The organism is Flavobacterium sp. FG139 (assembly GCF_057809695.1).
In genome coordinates this window covers 1-14,875 of record NZ_JBMDKL010000003.1, presented here as the reverse complement: position 1 = coordinate 14,875, position 14,875 = coordinate 1, and the positions used below count along the sequence as shown (strand labels likewise).

Genomic DNA, 14,875 nt, shown 5'->3' with positions numbered 1-14,875 from the left:
TTTGCACCTCTGCTCCTTTGTAACTTTGTCCCTCAGCACCTTAAAAACAACACCAAATAAAAAAAACCATGTACGGAATAAACTCGCACATGGTTTTGTATTTTATTTTTTCTAACCTACTAGAAAATCAATTTCTTAGTAACCGATTTACCATCCGTAGAAGTAATAGTAACTAGAAGAACTTGTTGTGAAGATGATAAAGTAGCAACCACTAAATCAGTAGCATTCACTTTATTTTTGGAGTACAACAAACTGCCGCGTACATCATATATTTTAACATCTTCCATAGTAGCTACACCACTATTGATATGAATAACATCATTTTGTTTGTACACTACTACAGTGGTACCATCAAGCTGTTGAGCACTTGTTGACAAAGCAGTGCTAGTAAAGCGCAATACAAAACGAGTATCAAATACTCCAGAAGCACTTGTAAAAGTATAATTACTGTCTTTTAAATCGTGAATTACATTCAACAATAAATCTTCAATGTATACTTTTTGAGTATCAAATAATCCGTCAAAATTAGAAAGTTTGATCTCATAAGAACCAGCAGTGGTTACCTTAAATCCTAAGGGTATAATATCATTTTCGTTAAATGGCAATCCTCTACCTTGAATGCTTAAATTCTTTGGAGCTAACCTAGAGTACAATAAAACCGAACTTCCTCCATCAACTAACTCACCGTCATAGCCACTATCAAAAGCGTTAGTAGCACCAGCAGCATACCCAATCATAGTTTGTTTATAACCTCCTTGATTGTTAAACAATTCAAGCCAAACTCTACTTCTATCGGAACTAGTAATCGCCGAAGGTTGATTTTTGTAAAATTGATTATTGTTACCAGCAACACGCATAGAGTTGTTAAAAACAGCATTACCATTGGCAAGCCCTTTAATAAAGAAACTTTGTCCAGAGGCAATTTTACCTGTCGGAACTGCACTGTTAGTACCTAAAGCACCTGTAGTTCCTGTTCCTCCCATATAATTATAAACCGCATAATCACTATTAGAATAATTATTAGCCGCTACAGGAGTATTGTGTGTCCATAAGTATATTGTTTTATCTACAATACCAGTACCTGAACCACCTACACCATTGTAATCAAAGAATAAATTAATATTCAAAGCACTTGGATAAGGGTTACCAATAATGTTCACATCGCCTGTACCTACAACTATTGGAGTAGAAATTACACCATTGTTAGGCACTCCATAAAATTGTCCATTAAATACAGCAGGTACCGTTGGACTAAAGTTATTAGGCCCACGAATAATATAACCTTTACCAGCATCCATTAATGTATTAGAGTTAACATTCACCCAACTATTAGAAGCTGGACTAAACGTATAATACTTATCCGCCAAAGTTAGTGGCGATAAAGCCACTAAGGTTTGAGGTGCTACCGGTGAAGACCAATAGGTGTAATCAAATCGTGTAATGGGTGTGGTATTACGTTTATAGGTAATATTTCCAGTATTTACTGCACTATTATTAACCTGAACTAAACTGGCATTATTTTCAAACGTCAACGTTCCTCCTGAAGTATTAACATCATTTTGAGAAATCAATGAATCTCCAGATAGAAACGTAATATCGCCACTAGATATAAATACAGAACAAGCATTTAAATTACCCGGTGACACAGCATTTCCTGAATCATAATCAGCATCAAAAATAGCTGTTACCGTATTGCTTGGCGTACCATTACTCCAGGTAGCACCATCCCATGTAGAAGAATTATAGGTGATTTTCACCACATTTGAATAAGAAGAACAAATGCCATTAGTTACCACTGCACGATAATAACGATCGGCAGTAATAGCTCCCATTTGAGCCGAAGTCAAAGTAGCCGAAGCACTTGAAGCTATGGCATTTGGAGTAGTAAATGCTAAATCAGTTGCCCATTGCCATCCAGTTACCGTACCAGTTGTTCCAGTCAAAGTAAGATTAGCAGGAGCACCATAACAAACAAATTGATTACTTGAGGCAGTTCCTGGAACCAACGGTGTAACGTTGATTGTGACAGTTGAAGTGGCATTACAAACTGGCGATGGTGTACTCGCACTTGCCGTGAAAACAGTATTTGAACTTGGCAAAGCATAAACCGTATTACTACCAGTTCCTGCAATATATTGTGTTGTAGCTGCTAAATCGGTATAAAGACCCGGAACAGCAGTGCCAATGGATACAGGAGCAGATTGTGTATTCCAAGTAATGGCTGAGTTTGCACTTCCTGTAACGCTAAAGTTATCAATAGCCCAAACATATCCCCAACTAGCTTGATACGTAAAACGTACTTGTAAACCAGTCAAACCTACATAAGTATTCAAATTATAAATAGCATTAGAAAAAGCAGTTGGAGTACCTATAGAACCTGTAGTAGAACTATTGCCCCACGTTTGAAGGGTAACCCAAGCAGAGGTAGATGGATTGTATATCTCAACGGTAGCACTACCATTAATCCAAGGCTTGTAATAATGATAAAAGCTTAAAGAAGCATTAGTGTACCCAACCAAGCTAAACGTTGGAGAAGTCAAAGTCACAAATGTATTACTTCCAGAACCTTGTGCATCTGAATTAGATAAGTAAAATTGCGAACTATCATTACTAACTACAGAAGAAATTCCAGAAGTACCTCCAGGATTGTAACCACTGTTTCTAATAGTCCAAGCCGGTGCAGTATTTGCACCACCTGTTGATGTATTTGTTGTAGCCCAACCGGGAGCTCCCGAATTAAAATTTTCTGTTAAAATACCTACCCCAGAAACAATACCGCCAGTAGCACTAATTAAAGTTGCTGGTCCAGTTTGACAAACTGTTGCCGTCGCAGGAGTAATTGTAATTGGCGTTGGCAAAGGGTTTGCATTATAGGTAAATGTAACCGTACGTGTAGCATAAGGAGGATACGTTTGATTTACAGTTAAAGTGTAGGTAATTGTTGTATTAGAGTTAAAAGTATAGCCTGCAGCTGAAGTTCCTGTCACACCAATACTTGGCGACCAAGAAAAGAGATCATAATTACCTATGGTAGCAGGGGTTATTTGCACCAGAGGAGAATTGGTACTAGCACATTGTGTACTTGAACTAATATTTAAAGCCAAAGCGGGTGGTGGTGTAACAACTCTAAAAGTATAATCTTCTGCTTCGCCTGCTCCTGAGAAAGAACAAGCTGCTGGACTTGTTGCTAGATAATCTAAAACAATTCTCATACGGTAGTCTCCTAAAGCCTGACCTCCTGGAACAGTAAAACTTCCCGTACAGGTAGTGACATAAGCAGCGGTGTTAAATACACGTTCACCTACTGCAAAAGCCCCATCATTATTCCAATCTATATAAATCGCAACTCCAACTGTAGGACCTACAATACCAGTATTAAAATTAACGGTAGCTCCAGCAGATTGAGAAACAAGTTGAGAAATATAACTTCCATAGCCACCAGTTGAGAAACCAGTTGGATTTGAAATATTAGCAATTCCACCTGAAGTACTAAAATTACTAAAATAGGAAGTTGTACTTGCAGTAGATGGAATACAATAAATAGGTTGGTATAAAGTGGTAAAGGTTTGCATAGCAGTCCAATCACTAAAATCACTTTCTGTTGGATTACATTTTGATCGTACCCATACATAATAAGTAGTACTACCCGTAAGTCCAGTAAGATTTAAAACTGTGGTACCCACAGCAAGAAAACCCGTTGGTGCTTGGGTATAACTTGGAGCAGAAGGAGCAATTGTTGAGGCTACAATTCCAGTTCCAGTTCCAGCAACGGTACAGGTAAAAATTGTACCTGGTGTATTTGAAGCCGCACCATATAGTGTAAAGTTTGTAGTACCAACCGTTTTAATTTGATATTGAGCACCAACTGTCATTGCAGTTGCAGCCACATCTGGGTTTGTAGTTAAATAGTAAGCGTATCCTCCAATTGGCGCTGGCGCTGGCGCTGTCCATGTGACCGTTGCCGAAGACCCTGTAATACTAGAGACCGTTACAGCTGTCGGATTAACACATCCCGGTGCTGTCAATTCAATATTATCTAGAAATAAACGACCGTTATTTTTAGCGGAATAAGCTTTAAAACCAAAATAGTACACCCCTGTTGAAGATGGGGTAAAACTAACATAATTAACAATTGGAGATGCTTTGATATTATTATGATCGGCTAAAAGAACCCCAGCTGTCATGGCAGCATCGGTTGGGGAAGTACCATATTTTACTAACATCTTATTAGTAATAGTTGCGTTCTCTGTAGAACCACCATACATATAGTCTAATTTATAGGTTGTACCTGCAGTCAAATTAATACCTGTTGTAAAAAACCAAACATTGGCATCATCGGTACCTCCAGTTCCTGTTGTGGCATCATAAACCAAATGTTCATCATAGAATCCACCAGTATTACTAGGAGTAGTAGCATAACTTGTTTTCCAAACATTTAAAGGCCCTACACCAACATTTTGAATCGAGTGACAGGTAGGAATCGCTGGAATAGCGCTAGGCCAAGTAGGATCAAACTCATCAAAATACATGAAGTAATTTGTATTGGTAGGAGTACAAAGCGTAGAAAATGTTTTGACAACAGACCAAGAACTTGTGTCTGAAACGCTACACTTGGAACGAACGTAAACATAGTAAAGCGTACCTCCAGCTAAACTACCTAAAGGTGTAGTTAGTACACCAGCTCCAACACTTCCCGTTGGAACTGTACCACTAGTTGGAACAGTCGCAGAGGTAGTTATATAGTATTCATACCCTGACCCTGGTGCAGGCGAAGCAGCAGTCCATGTTAGAGTTGCTGCGTTATATGTTAAATTACTAATTGTTAAACCAGAAGGTGCAAAGCAAGTTACTGGTGTCCAACGAAACAACCTATTAGAAGTAGCAAGTATTCTACCACCACTTGTACCTCTAGTAACTACTGTTTGATTATTTGCAGTACCTAATGGCATAATAGCTGGTAAAGCTGGCCAATCAGCAGAAGTAGAATAATTTAAATTTTTATAATCTGTATTATTAATGCCTCTCAAACCTATTTGCCCTTGTCTTACAGTAGTACTAGGATTGAAAGTATTGTAATGCATTTCGATAACATTGGTCGTTTCATACAACCACAATTGGAATATCATAACGGTTCCACCATCAGTAGCACTAGCTGTCGAACCATTAGAACGTTCAACCACCCATTCTACTTTTAATATTCTTGAGCCTGGTGAACCTGATACCACATATCCAATATTTTTAACTCCTGTAGCTGCAATCATGTCTAAGTCCCAACCATAAACTGACATGGCACCAGAGTAGGTATCAAGACTTGAAATAGGAGTATAATTATTTATTGCTGGTGCCGAGCCTAACGTTGCAAAACCATTAGTGGAAACGTATAATTTTGCTGCACTTGCATTTGTAAAAGTAACACCTCCAAAATTAAAATCGAAAGGAAGAGTAAAATTATATACCGCATCATCAACATTTCCTGAGATAGGGGAAATTACCGTTTTACCTGTTAAAGGGAATGTAGAACTTGTTGCCAATTGATTTAATTGGTAATTAACAACAGATTGCCCATTTGACATATTTAGACTAAACAATGCCAATAACAAAAGAACAAATCCAAAAGAACAGTTATTGAATAATCGAGTACTTAATTTTTTTAGTAATAATGTTATCATAGCGATTTTTATATAGTTGGGTATAATAAATACGAAACGCATTTAGCGGATAAATTTACATTATTTTTTTGTAAAATTTTAATATAAAGTTTCAACATCGGTATAAATCGACAAAAAGTATATTTAATCGATAAAAAACGTAACTTTTTAACGATTTTACTTCATTTTTTATAAGAATAACACTGCTAAAAAATAGAATAGGTTACGTTAGACTAAACAAATGTAAAAAAATTAGTTTTTTCTCTTAAAGTTGGGATAACTATTTATAAACAATTGAGTTTGATAACTATAAAAAAACCTCCCGAAGGAGGTTTTAATGAGGTAACTAACCGTATTATATATAAAAACTTAACTTATTAGGCTACGGCGCTTTCTTGACTAATTACTTTTTTTACAAAAGTTCTGTAAAGCACTTTATTAGGAGCAATTCCTGAAGAAATAATTTGTTTCTTTTTAGAAGCAAAAGTAGTAGAAGTACTTGTACCTGCTTCTTGAACATTTTGAGTTTGTTTAGAACCCATAAACCAATTTACAAAATCAACATCCGAATCGTAAGCAACTGCTGTAGTAAGCGTATTAACAACAACTGGAGTTACTGGTTCAGAAACAACAACTGCTTTGTTTTGTCCAAACATTCCAACACTAGAAAGTAAAAATAAAACAAATAAAATTACTAAGCTTTTTCTGTTTTCAGAGAAGAAAGAAGTTGAAGTATTTTGAGCAGTGTGGTTCATATCAGTGGTTTAATTTTCTGATACAAATCTACAGTGGCACTTAGCCGAAATAAAATATTTTCGATGAATAACACCAATACTCGTTTAAGAAACAGGCTCGTGTATTTAATCCTAAAAAAGAGCATTTCATCCGTACACAAATAACATAAAGCACTGATAAAAGGGAAAATAAAAAGAAAACCTGCCGTAAATTATACTAATTAAGACCCATAAAACGCCTCAAAATACTATAATTATTCATTGGATTTAAAAAACAAGAAACCTCCCGAGGTGAACAACACAAGGGAGGTGTATCGTATAGTAATAGTAGATAACTTAATTTACATATTTCTTAGTCACCGTAACACCGTCTTGAGAGGTTATGGCAATCAATAATACTTGATTGGTAGCTCCCAAAGGTATTTCAGCAGTAGTGGCATTAATGGCGTTGTTCTCAAAAAGCAATCTACCTCTTACATCATAGACTTTAATTTCTTTCATCACTATGGTGCCCGAATCAACACGCAAGTTCTGATTAGGTTTATACAACACAATTCTATCTTCAGTAAAAGAACTCGATTGAGTAGTCAAAGCACTATTTTGATAAACCAATACAAAACGATTGTTATACGTACCTGATGCCGATTGGAAAACATACGGAGATTGTTTCAAATCATGGTATATATTGAATTGTGTATCTTTTAAATATATTTCTTGATTTTCGAACAACCCATCATAATTACTCAAACGAATAGTATAGGTTCCAGAGGCATCTGTATAAAAACCTAAAGCAACTTCATCATGCACATCAAAAGGCAAAGAACGTCCTTGAATAGCAAGTGTAGTAGTAGCATCACTTAATGAGTATAAAGCAACTGGGGTTCCCGAATTGAAATAAGCACCATCTATTCCTCTATCAACACCCATAGTGGCACCCGCAGCATAACCAATTAAGGTTTGTTTGTACGCGCCTAAATCGTTAGTGATATCCAACCAAATACGGTGCTTTTCAAAGGTCAACGTATTGGATACCGAACTCATTTTAAAAAATTGAGTGTTATTTCCAACGAGCCTCATACTGTTTTTAAAGGTAGCAATACCATTGGAAAGCCCTTTAATAAAAAAGGATTGCCCTGAAGCAATTTTTCCATTAGGAACACTGGTGTTAACTCCTGTTGAAGATGCTGCACTAGTGCCGATACCTCCTAAATAATTATAAACTGCATAATCATTATTAGAATACACATTTCCTGTAACTGCTGTATTGTGTGTCCACAAATAAATGGTGGCGTCTACAATCCCAGCATTTAGCGGATCAGACAAAAACAAATCGGCACTCAAAGCACTTGGATACGGATTACCAATCAAATTAAGGGTACTTGCAGAAACTACTATAGGTGTAGTGATGATACCATTATTAGGCAATCCCGTAAAAACACCGTTAAAAACAGTAGTAGTCACAGGGTCATAAGTATTAGGAGCTCTAATAATATAACCTTTACCCAAATCCATAACCGCAGTTGGCGACATACTGATCCAATTAGGAATGGTTGGGTCAAATTTTAAATATTTATCCGAAAGGGTTAATGGCGAAAAAGCCGTAAACGTTTGAGGAAAAACAGGCGTTGCCCAATAGGTATAATCAAACTTTCGCATCGGTGTAGAATTCCTCTTATAAACGATGTTACCCGTATTAACCGAATTATTTATTTGTACCAAACTAGAATTATTCTCAAAAGTCAGAGATCCTCCTGCAACAAACAAATCATTGGTGATTACTAAAGAGTGATTTGCATTAAACACTACCGCACCCGAATTGATGCGAACTGAACAAGCATATAAGTCACCAGTAGAAGTATAATTTCCAGCAATAATAGCCCTAACATTGGCATTAGGAACACCATTACTCCAAGCAGAACCATTCCAAGTAGTTACAGGATACGATATAGAAACAACATTAGTATACAATTGATTACAGCCACCATTTTTTATTACAGCTCTAAAATAGCGCACCGTGGTGATGCTTCCCATTTGAGCGGCAGTGAGCGTATTGGTGGTATTAGCCACAGATACCAATCCGGCAGTAAAGGCAGCATCATCTGCATATTCCCAACGTAATATTGTACCCACATTACCAACCAATGTCAAGTCGGTGGCAACACCTCCATTACAAATAATCTGGTCACTAGATACCACTCCTGCTATTGTATTAGGGATAACAGTAAGCACACTGGTTGCCGATCGTGAACATCCATTAGTTCCTGTTATAGTAGCAGTATACGTAATATTAGATTGTGGTTTAGAATAAACAACGCCTAGTGCAGTTCCTGTATAAGGAACGGTTGCAGCGGCATCAGTATACAAATCGGTAGCTGGAGTCCATGTCATAGCAGTGGCTAACATTCCAGAAATAGAAACATTATCTATAGCCCAAGCATAACCCCAAAGGGAACTAAAATTAAAACGAATTTTAAAATTAACATTACCCAAATAAGGATCTAATAAAACCGTATCGTTTGCAAAAGCATTGGATGCGCCTTTGGCGGTATTGTAACTTTTTATGGTGGTCCAATTCGTACCACCGTCTGTAGATACTTCTACCAATACAACGTCATTAGTAACATATCTTAAATATTGATAATAACTTAGCGTTGCCGTGGTATAGCCCACCAAGCTTATATTAGGAGAAGTTAAAGTAGTTCGAGTTAATATACCAGGAGTGCCACTTTGCGAATCGGAATTGGCCAAGTAAAATTGCGAAGCGTCATTACTATTAAAAATAACATCCCATCCGAAACTATTTACATAGTGATACGCATTGGGACGTAAAGTCCATTGAGAAGCATTGGTATCACCTCCTACTGAGGTATTGGCAACTGTCCAACCATTGGTGGCTGCATTGAAATTCTCAGTGAAAATAGGCACTGTAACACCCGAACCAATCCCACCATTTAAGGGTTGAATGTTTCCTTGACAAACAGTAGCCGTAGCTGGAGTAATAACAACTGCCGGAGGTGCCGGAGTAACAGCCACCGTATAAGTAACCACATTACCACACAAACCACCAGAAGTTTGATTGGCAGTTAAAGTATATACTGTGGTAACCGTAGGATTAAAAGTAAAACCTGTAGCAAACGTTCCTGAAACTCCAGTAGATGGAGACCAAACCAAAGTATTATAAGACGAATATCCTGAAACAGTAACTACCGAAGTCGAAGAACCATTACAGATAGAACTAGAACTAGAACTCAAACTTAAAGTAGGAGGCGTTACAATTGTGGCGGTAACAGGAACTCTTCCCGAAAGACATTCTGTTGTAAATTTCCAATTATACAATCCTAAATAGTAACTATTATCCGTAGTGTTTCCGTTAATTGTGGCTACAGAAGTAGCATAAGGATAAAACACATCTGTGGTATTCATTCGAACACCTGCAGCTGGCATCACTCCAAAATACAGACTGTAATTTCCAGGTTGCAATAAATAATTAATAGGAATAACTTGTGCTGTGGTTCCTCCAGAAACACTTGTAGTAAATGGAAAAGCGGTAATCAATACATTAGCAGAATTTCTCAAAATCAATTGTCCCGATTGCCCCGAAGTCATCGGATAAATATCGACAGACAATAACGACGTGTTTGAAATTACACTAAAATTAACACTCGATTGAAAATTTTGAAGACCAATGATTCCACCTTGAGCAACAGGACTAACAGGACCTAATTTTGCCACAGCTCCAAATGATTTTGCTTCGGCATAATACGTAGTTGTACTAGCAATGGAAGGAGTTGTATACGAATTCCCAGTAGATAAAATCGTGGAGCTAGTACTATCGGCATACCAATTGACATCCGCTCCAGCACTAGGCACTGCTGTTAAAGTAACGGTACCAGTTCCACAACGGGTTACCGAAGCAGAACTCGTTAGCGTTGGAACATTACATTCCGTATTAAAATCTTCTAATAAAGACCAAACACTTTTATCCGTAGCACCACAATTACCTCGTACCCAAACATAGTAATAGGTACTAGACACTAATCCATTGATAACAATACTAGTAACACCAGCACCAACAGTTCCAGTAGCAACAGTTGCCGTCGTTGGAGGCGTACTTGATGTAGATAGATAATATTCATATCCGTTAGCAGGCGCAGGCGATGCTGCAGTCCAATTTAGCGTGACTGAAGAGGAGGTAATAGCAGATGCCGCAACATCACTAGGTTCAAAACAACTCGGCGAGATGGTAACACTAATATCATCTAAAACAATATACGATTGATTGGCTATACTATACCCTTGAAATCCTATGTTATAAACTCCAGAAGTAACAGGTACAAAATCTACGGTCTCTATTTGAAAATTAGCATTGTTTATATTTGGCAAATCCAATAAAGTTTGATTCATACTTGCAGAGGCAGGAGCTGTACCCAATCGCACTTTTAAATTCTCTGTAGTACTAGAAGTATTTCCAGTGTTGTATCTAAAAAATAATCGATACGTAACGCCACCTGTTAAATTTAATCCCGGTGTAAAAATCCAATCATTCATCGCTTGAGCAGAATTTTTACTCATAAACAAAGACATCGGAGCCGATGAAAAATTAATACTCTGTGTTTCCCATTTTATACCATCACCATTAAGATCTTCTCTAGTATAACAGGTAGGTAAAACTCCCGATGAAAAGCTATCAAAATTTTGCAAATACGGAATGGTATAATACCCACAACTTGTAGTAACCGTAATGGTATTACTATTTTGCAAACAACTGGGCACACTCGTATAAGCACGTAAACGATAATAATAGGTAGTAGCGGGCAGCAAACCAGCAATGGTAATTGAAGTCGCGGTACTCGCAACACTCAAATTGTTATATCCTGGTAATAAAGCCGTAAAAGTACTGTTAGTGGAAACATCCAAATAATAACCTGATGCTCCAGCAACGGCATTCCAATTAGCTGTAAAATCATTTCCTCCAACTACAGTAGCAGCGGTAGCGGTAGTAAGTTTATAACACGTACTTGCACTTGTTGTCAAAACTGATGACAAGTTATAATAGGGTGCTCCAGCACATTTATCATTATAAGGAATTACCCAATAATAATAGGTAGTGGCTGGTGTTAATCCTGTTTGTAAAAATGTGGTTGCACTGCTAATACTAACAGACGTATAGGTTCCAGAAATTACCGTGTTCACCGGATAATAGGTTCTGTTTATCACGTTGGCTGCTGTGGGCGGCGTATTTACGGTACTTCGTAACACCAAATAATTAGTGGGTGCTGGCACGGCTGCGGTAAAACTATTAGTACTAAATACGGTGTCTGGCGTAGGAGATACGGTACCTCCTACTACTAAATTAGTGGGTTGAGCAGTAGGAGTTGCACAAGCCGCAGCAGGAGTATATTTAAAATTCAAACCGTCATTTGGATAAGCCGATGGAGATGTTGGCAACGTTCCAGAACCGGTAAGTAAGGTATTGGTAAAATTAAACCAAGTCAATGCTGCTGCTAAAGACCTGTTGTTAATATTTCCTTGAGCTGCATTATTGTTAGGACCCCTCAACCCTACTTCAACAGTAATAGTAGTTCCAGTAGGCTGACACAATCCATAAGAAAAGTCAATCGTATTTAAGGTTTCATTCAATCGAATTTGAAAATTAAAATCTCCTGCTACAGCTACACCACCACTTTTTCGATTCACACCAGTCCATTGAACCACAAAAGTTCTGTTGGGAGCAGTACCAACAACATCATATTGTATCGGAAAACCATTAGAAATTAAGTTAGTTCCCAAAGCAGAAATCGATCCTGTATAATTAAGCCCATTGCTAATCGGATTGTACAAAGTAGCGACAGGTTGAGTGGCACCAAAAGTGATAAACCCATTTGGATCAATATAACAAGTCGTATAGGAAATGCCATCATAGACAAAAGAAAAAGGTAGGGTCGCTTGAAAAGCAGCTCCTGCAGTATGATCATCCCATGGTGCAGCATAAGCAACAGATGGTATCCCTGTTAACGGAACATAAGTAGACATTACTTGTGAAAAAGTGTAGGCATTAACCTGAGCGTTGGTCTTGCTTATCATTCCGAAAAGCAAAAACAAAACAATACAAATAAATCTATTCAAACCTCTTTTCTTTCTATTCAGCATTAGTATTGATAGGGCATAAACGTTTATAACATTTTTTTAACCTGATAAACTCCTAATCAACGGATTAGGCACATTATTTTATTTCAACTTATAAAAGTATTCTTTTTTACAAGGTCATAAGTAACCAAATCAAACTATTCGACAACAAGTAATTATTATCGACAAAATACATCATTCTATCAGAAAGTTCATAAAAAAGCCCTTTCTCTCGAAAGGGTTTCTTCATCAATAATTCGTAATTGACTATCAATTAACTTACAAAAATACTCATAACAAAAAAAGAGGCTCCTTCAACAGAAAGAACCTCTTTTTCAATACTATATAAAATTTTATTTGTTAATTCACCACTTTTCGAACGGCTCTATACCCTTCTGTAGTCACCACTTCAACCAATAACACTTGGTTGGTCGTTCCTACATTGATTCGAGTCTCGTTAGCATTGATGTCTTTTTTCTCCACAAGCAATCTACCTCTGATGTCAAAAATTCTAACACTCGACATGGTAGCCGTACTGGTATTCACCACCACATCATGATTCGATTGACGAATGACATTGATGCTGTTAGCACTAAAGGTATTGGTATTGTTGCTCAACAAGTTTTGGTACACCAACTCAAAGCGAGTATCAAACGTTCCAGCCGCCGAAGTAAATACAAACGGTGTGCTGGTAATATCATGATAACTTCCATCGGTATTGTCTTTAATATAAATCGTTTGTGCACCTGCAGTAAACAAGCCATCCACATGATCAATAGCAAAAGTATAAGTACCTGCTGTAGTTACTTTAAAGTTCAAAGGTACCACATCACTAGCATCAAAAGGTACTGGACGTCCTTGAATTACATATTCTTGAGCACCCAATTTAGTATTCAATGCAACAGCTCCATCGTTAAAGTAAGCACTATCATAATCATCCGCTCCTAAAGTAGCATTGGTGAAATACCCAACAACAGCTTGTGAAAACTCAACACCTGTTCCAGTCAAATTCAACCAAATACGGTGTGCCTCATTGGTAGTCGTGGCAGCAGCGGTAGTTTTGAAAAACTGATTGGCATTATTCACAATACGTTGGCTGTTGTTAAACACCAACGAACTAGCGCCCGATTTTGCCTGTACAATAAAACCTTGACCCGTTTGAATTACACCATTCGGACTAGTAGCATACGCTTCTCCATCGGTAGTAAAGGTTTGTGAAGCAGTATTCCAAGTACAATACGATGGATTCGCAGCGTTATTGGTTTTTCTCCAAAAATACAAGGTTGGTTCTATGTTAGAAGCATTATCAGTAGCAAATTGTGAAATACTAATTGGGGATGGATATGGATTACCCACAGCATTATACGAATGCGTCGCATCTATATAACTCAATCCAATAGTTTGAGTACCATTATTCGGAACTCCTGTAAAACTTCCAGCCCAAACAGCAGCTGCTGTAGGATGGTTGAACGGAAGACGAATTAAATATCCGGTACCTGTAGCAAAATTAGTAGTAGAAGGAGAAGCAACCGAATTGTATAAATTCGTACTCGTGTCATAGGTATAAAAACGAATGGTCGGACTTATAGAGGTTAGCGGTGAAAAGGCCAATAATCCTTGAGACGCAACTGGCGAAGACCACATAGTGTAATCAAAACGGATTAACGGATTGGTATTGCGTTTCACAATAATGTTTCCTGTATTTACAGCGCTAGCATCCGCTTGATATAAATTGGCATTGTTATTCAAGGTTAAACTTCCTGAAGAAACCGTAACCGAACCATTTAAATGTAGATTATAACCCGAAGCCACACTCACAACAGCGCTATTCGTAACTGTAATAGAACAAGCGTCCAAATCAGCTCCTGTTACCATATAGTTACCAGTAAAAATAGCACCTTTAGTACTGGTTGGAGTTCCATTACTCCAAGCAGTTCCATTCCATGTAGTAGACTCAATAGTAACCGTTGACGAAGTGCCAATAACTACAGGACAACCAAAATTGGAAACCGAAAGCAAATTGAACACTTGAGTTGCCGTAGCACCAGTTACCGAAATGGTAGCAGTACCACCTGTTAAAGTAGCTGTAGCACTAGAACCTCCATTTAAATCATAGGTTATTACCGCTCCTGAAGTTCCGGTTACTGTAAAAGTCACTGTACTTCCTGAACACAAGGCAGGTCCATTATTGGATGCTATACTAGCTGTTGGTAATGGATTTACCGTCATGGTTACCGTATTTGATGTTGCTGGTGAACCAGTCAAACAAGGAGTAGCATTAGACGTTAATACTGCTGTTACTAAATCACCATTAGCTAAAGTAGTCGAAGTATACGTGGCACTATTGGTTCCAACGTTAGCACCATT

General features: G+C 37.6%; 4 protein-coding genes. All 4 read right to left on the bottom strand.

Annotation, left to right across the window (positions count from 1 at the left end):
- Positions 1–119 precede the first annotated feature (119 nt).
- The gene (locus ACODSI_RS02970) at positions 120–5,573 is read right to left on the bottom strand and encodes a DUF8693 domain-containing protein (protein ID WP_488915364.1); all 5,454 of its coding nucleotides are present in this window, start codon (positions 5,571–5,573) and stop codon (positions 120–122) included.
- A 452-nt stretch (positions 5,574–6,025) separates the two neighbouring features.
- Positions 6,026–6,403, bottom strand: coding sequence for a hypothetical protein (locus tag ACODSI_RS02965; RefSeq protein WP_488915363.1), 378 nt, complete (start codon positions 6,401–6,403; stop codon positions 6,026–6,028).
- A gap of 315 nt (positions 6,404–6,718) precedes the next feature.
- Entirely contained in the window at positions 6,719–12,508 is a 5,790-nt protein-coding gene (locus ACODSI_RS02960; protein WP_488915362.1) for a DUF8693 domain-containing protein, read from the bottom strand.
- Between the two features lie 360 nt (positions 12,509–12,868).
- On the bottom strand, positions 12,869–14,875 hold a 2,007-nt coding region (locus tag ACODSI_RS02955), incomplete at its 5' end, for a DUF8693 domain-containing protein (RefSeq protein WP_488915361.1).